This window comes from Salmonella sp. HY31 (assembly GCF_042604575.1).
In the GTDB taxonomy this organism is placed as follows: domain Bacteria; phylum Pseudomonadota; class Gammaproteobacteria; order Enterobacterales; family Enterobacteriaceae; genus Salmonella; species Salmonella diarizonae.
The window spans coordinates 2,638,157-2,654,993 of sequence record NZ_CP170479.1 but is presented as its reverse complement, the minus strand read 5'-3'; the positions used below and the strand labels follow the sequence as shown (position 1 = coordinate 2,654,993).

At 45.9% G+C, this 16,837-nt stretch carries 9 protein-coding genes; 4 read left to right on the top strand and 5 right to left on the bottom strand.

The window, feature by feature from the left end:
* Positions 1-44: 44 nt before the first annotated feature.
* The gene (locus ACE15A_RS12525; RefSeq protein ID WP_053507870.1) at positions 45-2,678 is read right to left on the bottom strand and encodes a PqiB family protein; all 2,634 of its coding nucleotides are present in this window, start codon (positions 2,676-2,678) and stop codon (positions 45-47) included.
* The gene (yebS, locus tag ACE15A_RS12520) at positions 2,647-3,930 is read right to left on the bottom strand and encodes a membrane integrity lipid transport subunit YebS (protein WP_023247729.1); all 1,284 of its coding nucleotides are present in this window, start codon (positions 3,928-3,930) and stop codon (positions 2,647-2,649) included. The genes ACE15A_RS12525 and yebS overlap by 32 nt, the downstream gene beginning before the upstream one ends.
* Before the next feature lie 128 nt (positions 3,931-4,058).
* Between yebS and ACE15A_RS12515 the strand changes: the two genes are divergently transcribed.
* The 4 genes from ACE15A_RS12515 (at position 4,059) to htpX (ending at position 8,482) form a co-directional block, all read left to right on the top strand.
* A complete protein-coding gene (locus ACE15A_RS12515; RefSeq protein WP_001518229.1) occupies positions 4,059-4,556 on the top strand; it encodes a GAF domain-containing protein in 498 nt (165 codons plus the stop codon).
* Between the two features lie 97 nt (positions 4,557-4,653).
* Positions 4,654-5,340, top strand: coding sequence for an RNA chaperone ProQ (gene proQ / locus ACE15A_RS12510; protein ID WP_000431401.1), 687 nt, complete (start codon positions 4,654-4,656; stop codon positions 5,338-5,340).
* Between the two features lie 19 nt (positions 5,341-5,359).
* Positions 5,360-7,408, top strand: a complete 2,049-nt coding sequence (prc, locus tag ACE15A_RS12505; protein WP_053507871.1) for a carboxy terminal-processing peptidase — start codon at positions 5,360-5,362, stop codon at positions 7,406-7,408.
* A gap of 192 nt (positions 7,409-7,600) precedes the next feature.
* Positions 7,601-8,482 (top strand): protease HtpX, encoded by an 882-nt coding sequence (gene htpX, locus ACE15A_RS12500; RefSeq protein ID WP_000984496.1) that lies wholly within the window; start codon positions 7,601-7,603, stop codon positions 8,480-8,482.
* Between the two features lie 94 nt (positions 8,483-8,576).
* On the opposite strand, the gene ACE15A_RS12495 is transcribed toward htpX, so the two are convergent.
* The 3 genes from ACE15A_RS12495 to ACE15A_RS12485 all read right to left on the bottom strand — a co-directional run bounded on the left by ACE15A_RS12495 (position 8,577) and on the right by ACE15A_RS12485 (position 16,530).
* Positions 8,577-11,237, bottom strand: coding sequence for a hypothetical protein (locus ACE15A_RS12495; RefSeq protein ID WP_053507872.1), 2,661 nt, complete (start codon positions 11,235-11,237; stop codon positions 8,577-8,579).
* Positions 11,191-16,062: a putative adhesin gene (locus tag ACE15A_RS12490; RefSeq protein WP_137330514.1), complete on the bottom strand. Its 4,872-nt coding sequence runs from the start codon at positions 16,060-16,062 to the stop codon at positions 11,191-11,193. The genes ACE15A_RS12495 and ACE15A_RS12490 overlap by 47 nt, the downstream gene beginning before the upstream one ends.
* Before the next feature lie 339 nt (positions 16,063-16,401).
* On the bottom strand, positions 16,402-16,530 hold the full coding sequence (locus tag ACE15A_RS12485; RefSeq protein WP_254888655.1) for a hypothetical protein: 129 nt from the start codon (positions 16,528-16,530) through the stop codon (positions 16,402-16,404).
* Between the last annotated feature and the right edge of the window lie 307 nt (positions 16,531-16,837).

The window sequence follows — 16,837 nt, the reverse complement described above, 5'->3', positions numbered from 1 at the left end:
TGTAGCATAAAACGCTCCGGCGCGAGTACGCCGGAGCCTGGTGTTTAACGTGGCAGGGCGGTGCCCCATTCACGCCACTCTTTCGGTTCGCTCTCTTGTAACAGGAAGTGCTTACCGGCCTGCGCTTTCGGCGCCAGCGGCGTACCTGGCGGAGTGGCGAAGGCGATACCACCGCGGATGAATTGATTAAATGTCCCTGTTTTCACCACGCCGCCTGTCAGACCAAAGTCGAGACTATAGCCGGAGGCGAGCCAGAACACGGAATTATTGCGCACCAGATGTTGGTAACGCTTACTGATGCGCAGGGTGATCATCACGCGATCGGAGAGCGACCCCAGGGACATTCCGGTGACGGTTCCCACTTCGATACCGCGGAACAGAACCGGTGTGCCGATATTAAGCGAGCCTGCTTCTGACGCCTCCACGACGATGCTTAATCCATCCAGGTAGCGCGAGTCGGTGATGGTCGCTTCCTGTAGCTCAAAGTCGCGCCGCGCCGCGCCGCGTCCTGGCTCAACGTTAATATAGGGCTGGAGAATCGTATCCAGATGCTCGACGCCCGCCGCAGAAATTTGTGGCGTAATAACGGAAAAACGCGTCCCGGCGCGGGCAAATGTCTGTACGTACTCCGGATAAAGTACGGCTTTTGCCTGCACTTCATTACGCGCGGTGATCAATTCCAGCGTCTGGATCTGACCGATATCGATACCGAGGTAACGAATTGGCATTCCCTCCGCCAGTTTTCCGGCGTCGAACGCGTGCAGCGTAATTTGTCCGCCTACTGCGCGGGCGGAAGTTTCTGAAGCATAAAGAATACGTTTATCGCCTTTGCGCCGACTGGCGCTGGCGCCGCTCAGGTTATCAAAACTAATGGCGCCTTTCAGCGCGCGAGAGAGTGGAGAGGCCTGCACCGTTAGGCCGCTACCGTTAAGTTGCACCTTCGCGCCGCCTTCCGCCCAGAACACACTATTGCTGGTCAACAGGTGGCGATACTCCGGCTTAATATGCAGGTCGATGTCAAAGGTATTGGCGCGTGGTCGGACAGTGATGACTTCGCCTACTTCAAATTTTCGATACAGCACGACGGAACCGGCCTGAACATCCGGCAATGTTTCGGCAGTCAGCGTCAGGGTGGTAGTGGGTAAGTCACTGAGGCTATTTTCCAGCGCTTTCTCCAGGTTAGCATAGAGCGGGTAGGTGGATTTCATCTTCCCGCCTGTACCTGGCAAAATGCGAATCCCGCCGTCAATCCACTCGCTGGCGCTGGCACCGAGAAACTCTACGCCGTCAAGGCCGACTTTGACATCCACCCGGCTGTTGACCACGAATTTACTGTCGCCCTGTACCAAATCCCGGTGCTGCGGTTCAATCGCGACGGTGAATGACACCCCTTTACTGGATAAGTTGCGCTCAATGATCTGGCCAATTTTTACGCCATGTAAAATTAACGGCTGTCCCGGTTCGATGCCGTAGCTTTCCGGGGCCGTCAGCGTCAGGATTAAGGCATTCGCCTCATGCAGTAAGGCTTCTTCACCCGGCACTACCATAAATTCACTGCGCGGTTCGCCGTCACCCGGCACCAGCTCGAAGGTTTTTCCGGTTAACAACGAACTGATATTCGCGTCGCTTAGCGACAGCCTGGGATTGCGTAACTCAATACGCGTATTTTCCCGCATCAGCGGAACAACGCTGGGATCGACGGTCATCTCTCCGGTAACTTTACCGCCAGGGTTGAGCGTCAGTTTAGAAAGCTCTCCCACCTCCAGTCCCTGGTACATTAGCGGCGTAGATTCCGCTTTCAGTCCGTCCCCGCTGGGTAGCTCAAGTTTAACTATTACCCCTCGTTGGCTATGGGCTAAATCTTTATATAAGCCGAACGTGTCATCCTGGGCGGCGGGTTTGGAATTGTCCGGCGAGTCAAACGCAATCGCGCCATTGACCAGGGCCGCGAGGCTTTCCAGTTTCACTTTCGCGCCGCTCAGGCTCAGATCGGCGTCAACGCCGGAGACATTCCAGAAACGGCTGCCTTTCTTCACCAGATCGGTAAACCGTCGTTCAATCAGAACGTCAATCGTGACGCCCTGTTTGTTAGGGTTAATCGAATAGTCATACACCCGTCCGACAGGGATTTTACGGAAATAGACCAGTGAACCGCTATTGAGCGAACCAAGATCCGGCGCATGGAGATGAATCATCAGATCGCCATTGCTAAGCCGGTATTTAGGCTGTGTATCCAGGGCGACGAAATGATCTCTGGGCTTACCTTTACCTGGCATCATACCGATGTAATTCCCGCCGACCAGCGCATCCAGGCCGGAAACGCCCGCCAGCGAGGCTTTGGGCGTCACCAACCAGAATTGCGTCTCTTCGCGCAACGCATCCTCCATATCTGATTTGATGCTAACGCGAACTTCAATTTTGCGCAGATCTTTGCTCAGGCTGACATCTTCCACGGTGCCGACTTCTACTCCCTGGTAACGAACGGGAGTACGACCCGGTACGATACCGTCCGCCGACATAAAATCGATAGTCACGCTATTGCCGCGATCCTGGTAGCTATCCCATACTAACCACCCTGCGATCATTAGCGCGATAAGCGGCAGCAGCCAGAAAGGTGAAATACGGCGTTTGGTTTTAATTTGCGCTTCAGTCTTCGAAGCGGGCGTTTCCTGGCTCATGTGCATCCCAAAGTAAGCGGCTATCCAGCCATTCCACTGCAAGAATAGTCAAAATTACCGCTGCGCCGAAATAAAACGCAGCCGGTCCCATTGTAAAAGCCAGAATCTGATCGCGATTAATCAGAGACATGGTTAACGAGATAACGAAAAGATCCAGCATCGACCAGCGGCCTATCCATGTCACCAGACGCAGCAACAAAATTCGTGTTCGCAGCCCCTGTTCGCATTTGAAATGGATACTCAGCAGTAACGTAAACATCACGATGACTTTGGTAAACGGCACCAAAATACTGGCGATAAAAACCACGGCGGCGACGGCGATATTGCTGCTGGCGAGCGACATAATACCCGACAGGATAGTATCTTCCTGACGCCCGCCATTAATATAAATCACTGAGATAGGCAGCAGATTTGCCGGCAGCAAAAAGACAATAGACGCCAGCAATGCCGCCCAACACTTTTGCACGCTCTGCTTTCTGCGTAACCGTAGCGGAATATGGCAACGCGGACAGCGCCCTTTAGCATCCGGATAGCCGCTAAAGTGGCAGCCAAGACAGACGCGTAATCTTTCGTCCGAACGTTGGGCAGGGCGCTGCGGATAAAATCGTTCCCATAGTTGCTCCACATTCAGATGAATCATAGTCAGAATGCTAAGAACCACCAACGAGACGAACGCTAAAAGCCCGATGCCCGGCTGCAGAAAGGCATAGTCCTGTACTTTGATAGAAGCAACGCCAATACCGACCAGATAGATATCCAGCATCACCCACTCTTTCAGTTTTTCCAGCATCAGCAGGACCGGGCGCAGATTCATGCCGAGGAGGCTGCCAAACCACAGGTAAGCGATTGAAAAAACCAGAATAAGCGGCGCGCCCACCACGCAAAAGAGCACCATTGCGGCGGTTAACGGATCGCCCTGCTGCGTCATTTGCCAGATGCCGTGCATAACATTGGCATCAATGCGTACGCCCAACAGGTAGATGTGGAGTAGCGGCTCGCTCCAGGCAAACGGCATCAGTAACAGCATGGTTACCGCCATCGCGGTCAGCCGCGTCAGCGACCAGTCGCGACCATCGCGAATTTTGGCCTGGCAACGAGGACAATAAGCGCTTTGATGAGCGCTCATCTCCGGTAAGCTGAACAGCATGTCGCATTCAGGGCAGCGCTGATAGTGGCTGCGCGGCAGCGCTTCGCTAATTGACCAGATCGTTAGCTTTTTTGTTGGCGTGACGTGTGAGGTGTTCAGAGCCATGTATCGTGAATCAAAGTGTTAGAATAATGTAATCTTAACTCATGACAGGAATAATCTTGAGCAAGAACGCATTTAATGCTTATTTTAATAGCCTGTGTTGAGGAGTAAGACCACGAAGTGATTATATAATGAGCAAAACAGAGCTATACGCGGCGTTAAACCGTGATTTTCAGTCGTTAATGGCAGGTGAAACCAGTTTTCTGGCCACGCTGGCGAATACCAGCGCGCTACTGTTCGAACGCCTTACTGAGGTGAACTGGGCAGGATTTTATCTCCTCGAAGGTGATACGCTGGTGTTGGGGCCGTTTCAGGGGAGAATCGCCTGTGTGCGGATTCCGGTTGGTCGCGGCGTGTGCGGCGCAGCGGTAGCGCAGAATAAGGTTCAGCGTATTGATGATGTTCATGCGTTTGACGGTCATATTGCCTGTGATGCCGCCAGCAACGCCGAAATTGTGCTGCCTGTCACGGTTGGCGAACGGATTATCGGCGTGCTGGATATAGATAGCACGGCGTTTGGCCGCTTTACCGAAGAAGATGAACATGGCCTGCGTACGCTGGTCGCACAGCTTGAAACCGTGCTTGCAACGACGGATTACAAAAAATTCTTTGCGAGCGTCGCAGGATAATCAACGGATAACGTAGCAATTACTGATGGCGTCATTATAATGACGCCTGTTCATGCCTGCGGCTTGTTGGCTACGTCCGTTGTAATCAGGAAATTTCATGGAAAATCAACCTAAGTTGAATAGCAGTAAAGAAGTTATCGCGTTTCTGGCCGAGCGTTTTCCTCACTGTTTTAGTGCGGAAGGCGAAGCTCGCCCGCTGAAAATTGGTATTTTTCAGGATCTGGTAGAGCGAGTTGGGGGCGAAATGAACCTCAGCAAAACGCAACTTCGTTCCGCTTTACGTCTTTATACTTCAAGCTGGCGTTACCTGTACGGCGTTAAGCCAGGCGCAACGCGCGTCGATCTTGATGGCAATCCGTGCGGCGAGCTGGAAGAACAGCATGTCGAACATGCTCGTAAGCAGCTTGAAGAAGCTAAAGCCCGGGTTCAGGCGCAGCGCGCAGAGCAGCAAGCGAAAAAACGCGAAGCTGCCGCGGCGGCAGGCGAAAAAGAAGACGCGCCGCGACGCGAGCGTAAACCTCGCCCGGTAGCGCGTCGTAAAGAAGGCGCTGAACGTAAGCCTCGCGCTGATAAACCGACGACGAAAGCGCCGCGTGCGCCTCGCGAAGAGAAGCACACGCCGGTTTCTGATATTTCAGTATTGACCGTAGGGCAGTCCCTCAAGGTGAAAGCGGGTAATAATGCGATGGATGCCACCGTATTAGAAATCACCAAAGATGGTGTCCGTGTACAGCTGAATTCGGGTATGTCTTTGATTGTACGCGCAGAACACCTGGTGTTCTGAAACGGAGGCCAGGCCTGGCATGAACACTTTTTTTAGGCTTACCGCGTTAGCTGGCCTGCTTGCATTAGCAGGTCAGTCCTTCGCCGTGGAAGATATTACGCGAGCCGATCAAATTCCCGTATTGAAGGAAGAGACGCAACATGCGACGGTGAGCGAGCGCGTAACGTCGCGTTTTACCCGCTCCCACTATCGCCAGTTCGATCTGGATCAGGCATTTTCGGCAAAGATTTTTGATCGCTATCTGAATCTTCTCGACTATAGCCATAACGTTTTGTTGGCGAGCGATGTCGAGCAGTTTGCGAAAAAGAAAACCGTGTTGGGCGATGAGCTGCGCACGGGTAAGCTGGATGTTTTTTACGATCTCTACAATCTGGCGCAAAAGCGCCGGTTTGAACGTTACCAGTACGCGCTAAAAGTGCTGGAACGGCCAATGGATTTCACCGGAAACGATACGTTTAACCTGGACCGCAGTAAAGCGCCCTGGCCGAAAGATGAGGCTGAGCTAAATGCGCTGTGGGATGGGAAAGTGAAATTCGATGAGCTTAGTCTGAAACTCACTGGCAAGAGCGACAAAGAAATTCGCGAAACCCTGACGCGTCGCTACAAATTTGCTATTCGCCGTCTGGCGCAGACTAACAGTGAAGATGTGTTCTCGCTGGCGATGACCGCTTTTGCGCGTGAAATCGACCCGCATACGAATTATCTTTCACCCCGCAATACCGAGCAGTTTAATACCGAAATGAGTCTGTCTCTGGAAGGTATCGGCGCGGTGCTGCAAATGGATGACGATTACACTGTCATTAACTCATTGGTTGCCGGCGGCCCGGCCGCGAAGAGCAAGTCGATTAGCGTCGGCGATCGTATCGTTGGCGTAGGACAGACCGGAAAACCGATGGTCGACGTGATCGGCTGGCGTCTTGACGATGTAGTGGCGCTGATCAAAGGGCCAAAAGGCAGTAAGGTCCGTCTGGAAATTCTGCCTGCTGGGAAAGGGACGAAAACCCGTATTGTTACGCTGACGCGTGAACGGATTCGTCTTGAAGATCGCGCGGTTAAAATGTCGGTGAAAACCGTTGGCAAAGAGAAAGTTGGCGTACTGGATATTCCTGGTTTCTATGTTGGCTTGACCGATGATGTCAAAATTCAGCTTCAGAAATTGGAAAAACAGAACGTTAACAGCATTGTTATCGATCTGCGTTCAAACGGTGGCGGGGCTCTGACGGAAGCCGTTTCGCTTTCCGGTCTGTTTATCCCTTCCGGTCCGATAGTGCAGGTACGCGACAATAACGGCAAGGTGCGTGAGGATAGCGACACCGACGGTGTGGTCTACTATAAAGGCCCGCTGGTGGTGCTGGTCGATCGCTTCAGCGCCTCGGCATCGGAAATCTTCGCCGCCGCGATGCAGGACTATGGTCGCGCGCTGATTGTCGGTGAGCCGACCTTCGGCAAAGGGACGGTACAGCAATATCGTTCGTTAAATCGAATTTACGATCAGATGCTTCGCCCGGAATGGCCTGCGTTGGGCTCGGTGCAGTACACCATTCAGAAGTTTTACCGTGTCAACGGCGGCAGTACGCAGCGCAAAGGGGTCACGCCGGATATCATCATGCCGACAGGCAATGAAGAAACGGAAACCGGAGAAAAATTTGAAGATAACGCCTTACCGTGGGATAGCATTGATGCGGCTAAGTACGCGAAATCGGGTGATTTAACTCCGTTTGGTCCGGAATTATTGAAAGAACACAACGCGCGTATCGCCAAAGATCCTGAGTTCCAGTACATCATGAAGGATATCGCACGTTTCAATGCCATGAAGGATAAACGTAACATTGTCTCCCTGAATTATGCGCAGCGTGAGAAAGAGAACAATGAAGAAGACGCTATGCGTCTGGCGCGTATCAATGATCGGTTTAAACGCGAGGGTAAACCGTTGCTGAAGAAACTGGACGATCTGCCGAAGGATTACCAGGAGCCAGACCCGTACCTTGATGAAACGGTGAAGATTGCTCTGGACCTGGCGCATCTTGAAAAAGAAAAACCAACAGAGCAGGCGGCAGCCAGTAAGTAACGCTAAACAGGCACAAGAAATTGTGCCTGTTTTTTTAACAAGCGCAGAAAGTCGTCAGTATAATGCTACAAAATGTAAAGTTGTGTTTTTCTCGTGACTTACAGCCTGATGATGCTTGAAAATAGTCATAAGACCCATACGATGTGGGTAATCGCATAGTGCGCTTTGTTAAATTGAGGTTAAAAGAAAATTATGATGCGAATCGCGCTCTTCCTGCTGACGAACCTGGCCGTGATGGTCGTTTTCGGGCTGGTTCTGAGCCTGACGGGGATACAGTCGAGCAGCGTACAAGGCTTGCTGATCATGGCGCTGCTGTTTGGTTTTGGCGGTTCTTTTATTTCATTGCTGATGTCCAAATGGATGGCGTTAAAATCCGTAGGAGGGGAAGTTATTGAACAGCCTCGCAATGAAAGAGAACGCTGGTTGATGAACACCGTAGCAACGCAAGCGCGCCAGGCCGGTATCGCCATGCCGCAGGTTGCTATCTACCATGCGCCGGACATTAACGCGTTTGCGACGGGCGCACGCCGTGACGCCTCATTGGTCGCTGTGAGTACCGGTCTGTTGCAAAACATGAGCCCTGACGAAGCAGAAGCCGTCATTGCCCATGAAATCAGCCATATTGCCAATGGCGATATGGTGACAATGACGTTGATTCAGGGGGTGGTAAACACCTTCGTTATCTTTATTTCGCGTATTATCGCGCAAATTGCTGCTGGCTTTCTGGGCGGCAACCGTGATGAGGGCGAAGGGAGTAACGGCAATCCGCTAATTTATTTCGCCGTTGCGATGGTGCTGGAACTGGTTTTCGGTATTCTGGCGAGTATTATTACCATGTGGTTCTCCCGTTATCGCGAGTTCCATGCCGATGCGGGATCGGCGAAGCTGGTTGGTCGCGAAAAAATGATTGCCGCGTTGCAGCGCCTGAAAACCAGCTATGAGCCGCAAGAGGCGACCAGCATGATGGCGTTTTGTATTAACGGTAAATCAAAATCGTTAAGTGAGCTGTTTATGACCCACCCGCCGTTAGATAAGCGTATCGAAGCGTTGCGCAGTGGGGAATACCTGAAGTAATCTGCGGCAAATGAAAAGAGAAAGCGCGTCGACAGACGCGCTTTTTTTATCGGGTTCGGTGACCGCCTGGACGGTCACTTCTGAGAAAAGGCATTTACACAGAATCCGGTACAAGCTCAAAACGCTTGAGTGCTGCAGCACGTTTTTCTGCCTGTGTCGGTTCTTTCATGTTTTGCATCCGCTTCAATTTTTCCTCATCTTCCTCATTTTTTAACGCCTTATAAGCATCCTTCTCTTTCTGTTCTTTTTCCTTCTCTTCCTCTATTTTCTTCTCTTCTTCCCTGGCCTTGTCTAAGGCCTTCTCATGCTTTTCAGCCCTTTCTTCTTCTATTTCACTTCGCTTCGCATCGACTGCATCATGAATTTCACTATTAGCTTTTATGACCGTAGTATCTGTTGAGTCCTTAGATTGCATTTTATCTGAAAATGTAACCGCATCAACCAGAGCGGCCTCATGCTTTATGATAGTGGCAAACTGCGATGTTTCAACAATAGCTTTAGCACTGTCTTCAATATGTTTTATAGCAGAATTAAAGCCATCTTTATATCGGCTTCGGATATCTTCAGGAAGCGATGTGAGCGTATTAGCGCTAATTATTTTGCTTTCCCAACGGGAGTGGGTTTCGTTATTTTCACTTTCCGATTTTAATTTTACAGTATTATGTACTTTATTCAAAAGATGTGTGTCATTCAAAATCTTATTCATGTGGACCTCTTCTTTACCAAGAGCAGGTTCATTCCATTGATAATGTGCTTTGGTCTCCACTGCATCGTTAGATACCATACTATTATTTTTAACTTCCCGTTCCCATTCAATATATTCCGCATTTAATTTTTGTATCGCGTCTCTAACTAACGCTTTTTCGTTGATAGATTTCTGGTTTATACCCTCAACATATCCATCAAAAGTAAAATTAGGCGTTTGGGCTTTATTCCTCTCCACTTCAAATTTTTTCTTAATCTCATCTTCAGTTATTGATTTATCATATTGAAAATATTGAAACGATTGTGGTTTAGACATCGGTAGAACATTCTCTTTCATTTTTTTATCATTAATCAGAGCTGGAGAGTAAGGTTTGTCTTGTAATTTTTTTACATCTTTTTTGTCAATGGCATACGTGGATGAAATAGCGTGATAACTTAATGCTCCATTGGTAGTAACTGCTTGAGCCACTCTGGACTCTCGCTCATGCTCTACAGGTTGTAAATAGTTAAGGTCAGGTTTAAGCTTTTCAGTAGTGAGAGGGTTCTCTACAAGAGAATTCGTTACTTTAACTCTTTCATTTCCAGTATCCACCGAAGCATTAACATTATTTTGTATGCCATTAGGTAGAGACATTGTGTTCAGAGAATTTGCATGCGATACAATTGTTGGAACACGAATTCCTCCGGTTTCTCCTGTAATTTTAGTTCGGTCACTATTTTCCAGGCTGTTTCTCGTACTATTCTTTAGCGTTTTACTGAATGATTGTTGCGCTCGTTCACTTTGTGCAGGAAAAATATTCTCGTCGGAAAATATCTTAATATCTCTTGTATGCGGATATTTATGATTAAGACGGAGACGTTTATTTTTGCTAATCCAGGCATTAGTCTGGCCTGTTTTATTTCGATACTGATCAATATACAATTCCTCCGTTGTATATTGACCATCTGCATTTATACCCGATACATCCTTACTCGCATCAATTAATTTGGATACTCTCGCACAATCCTCAACAGAAAGTTCGCTGTTGGGCATCATTGGCTCTTTGTGTTCAGAAGCATGATCACCGACGATAACATCCTGAATTAAAAGGTTGAATGCTGGACTGGATGAAATATAACTCGCATAACGAGGAACGACCATCCGTTCTTCTTGCTCATCCCACGTTTGCATAAAAGGAAGCAAATTCGCATGACTGGAAATTATCTGCCGAAGAACGGGAATATAATCCTGCTCTCTTTCCCTAAAAAACTGTTCCGCCAGTTCACTGGCAATTTTGTCAACGATCTCTTTAGATGGATTCTTAGCTTCGTTACGTAATTTGTCGGCCTGGTCAATGGCTTCGAAATTACCGGGGTAACGACTCAATATATCATTCGCTGCATCAAGGTACTGCTGAGAGATGATTGTTATTACCTCTTTTTTAACTTGTTGAATAATTGCAGATTTAACTATGCTGATAGCTTCTTGCTCAATCCTGTAGATGCGCTCAGGCTCAATAATACTGGTATGGAAGTATTTTTGTGCAAATCGTAATAAGCCCAGAGAGGTTATCTCTGTACTGTGTGGTTGTCTATTTTCAGGCTCCATACGAATAGACTTATTTATGCGGTGTGACGTCCTGAGCACTTTTTTCCTGAAGTCGAGACGTCTTTTTTTCTGTTCAGAATCGAACTCCATGGAGGTAGGCGTTAATTCACGATGATGCAACAGAGAGATGAATTTTTTATAATCACGCCGCTGTTTTTTACTGACAAGTTTTTTAAACACATCCATATTCAGCCATTTCTGACGAAGTTGAGATTTCATCTCCCCAACCACACGTTTGAATTCCTCGTAAGTATTGGTTTTACTTTTCGCAATGAAATCGATGGCGTAATCCAACAGAGAAACATAAGAACTGAAAAGCTGCTCGCCATCTTTGCTATCGATAATTCTTTTAATAAAAAACGAATTCTTATCAGCAAGAAAGTTGAAAATAGTCATGATGCCGTCACTACTTATTTTATTTTTGTTGGATGCAACTTGTAGTAGTCCAAGATATGTTGTCATCACGCCATAATTTTTTTTCTAACCTCAACATCTTCTGGATAATATCCTTCCTTAACATGACAGATAGTATTTTTTCTTGTATATCATTATTGTCCACATGGAAAATTCGTGTAGATAAATAAAGAAATTCGTAAAAATCAAGATCGCCATGTTTTGATTCGCTTTGCCCGGTAATTCTGGACATCAATACATCCAGATATGATAATTCATGATTATCAATACCAGATCTTTCCTCAATTAGCTTATCTATTACTTGTGGATTTATTTCAATATAATCAGAGAGCAACTTCGCGATCTGTTCTTCAGGTTTCAAATGGGCCAGAGTTTTTCCTGTCTTTTTGCGAAGTGCATCTGTTAATTCGCTATGTAACTTATCGGGTAATGCCGAGAGTAAAGCAGTAAAAAATGGTGCAGGCTTATAATCAGTATCTTTAGCATGCTGAGGAATATATCCTTCAGCAGTTTCAATGAGCTGTACTTTATCCTGATAATTTCCACCAACACTACGTACTACGTCATTATTACTAATGATAATATTACAATGCAAAATACGTCCAATCAATGATGGTGCATACTGGCGCATCTCTTCAGACCAAAAATCATTTAGCAAAAGATCTGTTCGTAACAAATTACGTTGAGTTGAGATAATATCATTACGGAGCCAATCGCTTTCTTTTACCAGTGTAGCAGAAGTATAAAACTGACTCAGTGCCAATTGCTCCTTTTCTTTCCTCGCTTGTAAACTTTGAGCCAACGTTTGAGGCGTTCGGATATTATTATGCTCAATACTCGCCAGAGGTTTTCTGACATCCCCATCAGCAAAAAGACGTGAAAACAAGGCCCCTAAAGATATGTATTGAGACGTTGTCACATCCGGAGCGACGTTTTTATGCTGTTCAATTTCATTACGAAGCCTGGTGGAATTGCTATATCGTAATATTTGGCTCCGTTCGGGTAAAAACTGTCGTGGTAGTTGTCTCTTATGGTCAGAAACAGGGCGTCTGAAGATGGTTTTATAAGCATTGTAACCATATGGATGGATAAGGCCTCGAATAGACTTTAACGACCCAATCATTTCATTACTATAGGTATTGGATAAAAGAATTTCTTTTATCTTATCAAGTGTCATATTTTCCGATTTATTCGTGGCATGGTACAATGCACTCCATATTGAGTGCATCCAGGGAGCAGAATTCCGCTGTAAAGCGATACGAATCACAGAAAATAGTTCATCCGGATTAACCAACGTATGAACAATTTTTTCTGCCATTTTCGGTTCCAGTAACGCGCTTCGACTCACGGTATCCAGAATACTCGCATAAAGCGCCATTGATTTATCATCCATTCCTGATAACGCTCCTGGCTTCATCAGTGGAGGCAGCAATAGTCTGATATAATAGTTAAATTTTTCCTTATCCTGACTATTTTCCGCATCAAGTAGGTACCCTACCACCTTAGACATCCGGGTTTCAGCATCAGGGATGAGCGCCAGTTCCCGAACTGTCTTTGACAGGGGGGACATATTTTCAACGGGCGTTAAGACACAGAACGCTATTCTGGCATATTTATCATTTAACCTGACACATTCCAGTCCAGCTTTGCTTGCTCTTAACTCTTCACGAGAGGGCAGAAGTTCAAGAGGCGGCAGATTTGCAGAAAATGAATCTTTGTGAACTGAAGAGGAAAATATTTTCTCATAGGCATTGACTTTTTTCTGCCTGAATGAAAAACCTATTTTGCCGACTGATGTATCGTGCCACAATCGGGATAGTAATATTTTTCTGATATTGTTTATACCCTCTACAGGATCCAATGCCTGAGCGGTATGCACCATGACACTCCACAACCGGGGTTTCCATTCATGCAAGGAATCATCACGATGATTGGTTGAGAAATGACCATCTATGAGAAGCGTAGTAACAATTGATGGCATTTTTTCATCTGAATGACGATGGAGCAATGCATCAAGACATTGTTGCAACGTCTCCGGCGTGAGATTGCCACTCGTCACAACCCGATCCAACATTTCGCAATAGCGATCCATCAGTGGAAAAGATTCGCGCGCCATCTTTTTTAACTCATAAGGATGGATATCAAAAAGTGAAGCGGCTAATAAATTGTACTCATCTCTCTTCCCCTCATGATCTAAATAAGACAACTCACTGTCTAGTTTCTCCAGTCTGGATTCCATCTGTCTTGTTATTTCATATCCGGTTACGCCAAAAGATTCCTGGTTCATTAAACGCAGTGATTGCTGCCGGTAATGACTTAAAATATCTTTTGCGTTTATCATTCCATCGACACGGGCAGGCAGCATGCCATCTCTTTCGGCTTCAGCAAGCACTGTCTCTGTCATAAGTTTACCGGCATAAGCAGCATGTAATGTCAATTTTTTGGCTTCAGGAAGACGTTTGGTTAAAGTTTTAACTTTTTGATCGTGTGCCGGTCGTTTTTTTAGCTGTACCTTATTTATCGATAATTTAATACCCTCATCATGTTCATATCCAACATTACGGGTGATAGTACCAGTATAATGAGTTGGTAAGTTCTGCTGAGCCTCATCCATTTGAGAATCATTAGCCGGGATGAACGAGCGTAAACCGGGGATTAAATGCCACAAAGATGGATCTCGAAGAATCTGATCGGCAATACGATGTCTTAAGTTCTGGATAGCTAAATCAATGAACGGCGTACCTGTTATCTTGATTTTCTGCTCTGCCGTTAATGCGTTATAAATTGCATGATAAAAACAATTTCCACCAGGAGGAATATCAATTATTTTGTTATCTGCAGTCAAAAGATCATAGTGGTCGCCATAATTAATAAGGTTTATTTCATGCCGGATAGACTGTTCTGTATTTTCTGGGTAACTAACGCAGTGATTATACTCACCTGACTCCAGTGATGGCGTAAATATATTAAGTTGTAAGCCTGTCTCCTGAAAATCTGGTAACTTCATCATCACATGGGGAATAAAATCACCTGCATCTGGAGTCCATGCGAGATTTTTCCTGATTTCCCTATCGATATAATTTCGTATTGACATTAAATCATCATTGGGTAGGATATTGTAATCTTCAACAATAAAAGCTGATTTATTATTTCCACGTATAGGCATCTGCCTGTCAATTGGTAAGTCTGATGTCTGAAGAGAATACTCATAAATGGAATCATCACGTGAAAAATAACTTCTTCGGCATGAACCAAGGATTATCCTTTTATATTGAGGGTTAGTAATCTGGATCACTCTTAAGAGTTCCTCCAGGGTTGTTACTTTATATTTTTCATCAAAAATACCTACTTTCGGTGCAATAGTCAGCATATCCATTTTATCAGGACAACTAATACGGTTTTCTAAAACAGAAAGTTGGCACAATGTCTGATCCACATCGTCGGAAGTAGAACTCAAAAGATAATTCACAACTTTCCCTGTTTCGTTTGTTCCCGCCGTTTTTTCATTATATTCTGAGTAAACAATACCGGGTCTCATAGCATCAGGCGCTGCCAGCCTGGAATAAATCTGGCAAGATTTACCGGTAGCGCCTAATGCTCTTTCTGTTATACCAACATGATTACCATCCTTCGATCCAGGTCCTTCTGTAAGGATAGTATCGTGTGGTGCTAAAAAATTCAGTTCTAAATTCTTAGGGATAGTTATTGTCTTAGTGAAACCTCGAGCAATAGCTTCTGGTTTCAGCATTGTGCCAGACTTCATATTCATGTATGTACCATGTACATCAACAAATAATATATCAGTTGGGCTGTTTTTAACACGAGTCAACAAAATACCTGTAGGTAACATTTCTGTTACGATATGACTAGCCAGATCCGGATGTAATTTAGTGAGTTCTGCAAACCGTTTTTGTTGATACCAGCGAACCCGTTTATTATACTCTTCTTTCCTTCTTATTTCTTCCGCATCAGGAACACGAGGGGGAGAGGGGCAAGGCGAAGAACAAGGCGAAGAGGAAGAAGAGGAAGAAGAGGAAGAAGAGGAAGAAGAGGAAGAAGAGGAAGTATATATGTCATCGTCATCGTCAGGTTTTATATCGCTGAGTTTTTCCGGCAAATTCTGTGCTGAGAATTCATATACAATAGTAGGGATATTAGCTTGTTGTGCCGATGTCCCCGGTACATCAACATCCATCATTTGTTCTGATGAAAGTTTTTCTCCCTCTGAATTATGTGTTAAATGCTCACATGGCAAATTACAGGGATGGTTAAAGCCATACTCTTTTTTTAAATTAGTTTCCAAATCACGTGTTGTAATGAAGTGAAAGCCAATGTTTTGGTTAAGATAATCCTGTAGGTTTCTAAGTTTCTGGTCATCTAATATATGAACATTCAGTCCCCCTTTTTGTAAAGGGAGAGAATGCATCCCTTTGTTTAATATTGCATCTATTGTAAGATTATTATTATGTAGAAATATAATTTCGCCATTTATAGTTTTATGCACATAGGCTGTGTGAAATATTTTACCACTTCTTAAATTCCTGAAATTTATTATTCCAGAGTCGACAATATGATCCTTGCTGATATGCATGAAGTAATTCCCTACAGTAATTCCCATAATTTTTTGATAGTTTTCAGAATAATTACCAGGAATAGATGAAAGGATATCTTCTGTTTCTTTGGATATCGTCCCGGCGACAACGCCAGCATTCACAGCCAGCCGGTAGCAGACTGGAATTGCAGGTCTTTCTTCTAACCTTACATTATCTATTTTTATTAATAATTGTTCTGTAGTAAGTGCTGTTATCGCGGAGGGGGCGCCATGCATTACATTTTGACTTTCAATACTATTGATAGCGGTTATTTGCGGCATGTATTCAAACCTTTTTATTGATATTTTCAATATTAATATTAGTGAGCTAAAGTCCGCAGGTGGCTGGCGGGCCCTCTGTACTGCTTAGCTTACTGAATGTCTTCTGACGGCTGATGCGGCACTTCCTTCAACCACTGATTAAGGTCGGCTTCGGTTTAAGTCCTTTAGTCAGTTCAGCAGCGAGCGCTTTGAGTTTATTTTCGTCCATAATTGCCTGTCTGCGTTGTTGGAATAAACATATCACTAACAGGTAATTACACAATTTTAATTCCCGTCTTATTTTAGATTAAGGGCGGCGATATTCACATCTCTTCCCTGCAATAATACGCTCCTGCCTTTTCAACTATTCCTGTGCTGGCTCGCCTCCTGTTCATTCGGGGCATACCACACTTCTTTCAGTGCCGTTTTCATCACATCGACTGTATTTAATGGCTGACTGGCTTCCAGTAACGCAGTGTTCATGTCCATATAGCTATTCACGCCGACAGGGTGGAGGTGTATCGCTGACGCTCAGGCAGCCAGTTGATTTTTTCGGTCATAATGCCGCAGGATGAGCAGCGTAAGCGGCGAACGGGTACATCCAGCGAGACCTTCTAACTGAGCAGGTACGTCGCAGGGAAGTATCGTGAATATGCGGAGCGACAATATGGGGTTAGGGAAGTCAGAGGCTGGAGGCGAATGAGCCGTGTATCGGGAGTAATTTTAGTGCAGGAAGAGACACTGAACCCTTTCCAGAAAGAGAAGTCAGGCTAGCATTCATAGTAACGGCAGTTTT

What these genes read in the sequence shown, in the direction of transcription:
- ACE15A_RS12525 (WP_053507870.1), bottom strand. Translation starts at nt 2,678, where the DNA reads ATGAGCCAGGAAACGCCCGCTTCGAAGACTGAAGCGCAAATTAAAACC.
- yebS (WP_023247729.1), bottom strand. Translation starts at nt 3,930, where the DNA reads ATGGCTCTGAACACCTCACACGTCACGCCAACAAAAAAGCTAACGATC.
- ACE15A_RS12515 (WP_001518229.1), top strand. Translation starts at nt 4,059, where the DNA reads ATGAGCAAAACAGAGCTATACGCGGCGTTAAACCGTGATTTTCAGTCG.
- proQ (WP_000431401.1), top strand. Translation starts at nt 4,654, where the DNA reads ATGGAAAATCAACCTAAGTTGAATAGCAGTAAAGAAGTTATCGCGTTT.
- prc (WP_053507871.1), top strand. Translation starts at nt 5,360, where the DNA reads ATGAACACTTTTTTTAGGCTTACCGCGTTAGCTGGCCTGCTTGCATTA.
- htpX (WP_000984496.1), top strand. Translation starts at nt 7,601, where the DNA reads ATGATGCGAATCGCGCTCTTCCTGCTGACGAACCTGGCCGTGATGGTC.
- ACE15A_RS12495 (WP_053507872.1), bottom strand. Translation starts at nt 11,237, where the DNA reads ATGACAACATATCTTGGACTACTACAAGTTGCATCCAACAAAAATAAA.
- ACE15A_RS12490 (WP_137330514.1), bottom strand. Translation starts at nt 16,062, where the DNA reads ATGCCGCAAATAACCGCTATCAATAGTATTGAAAGTCAAAATGTAATG.
- ACE15A_RS12485 (WP_254888655.1), bottom strand. Translation starts at nt 16,530, where the DNA reads ATGGACATGAACACTGCGTTACTGGAAGCCAGTCAGCCATTAAATACA.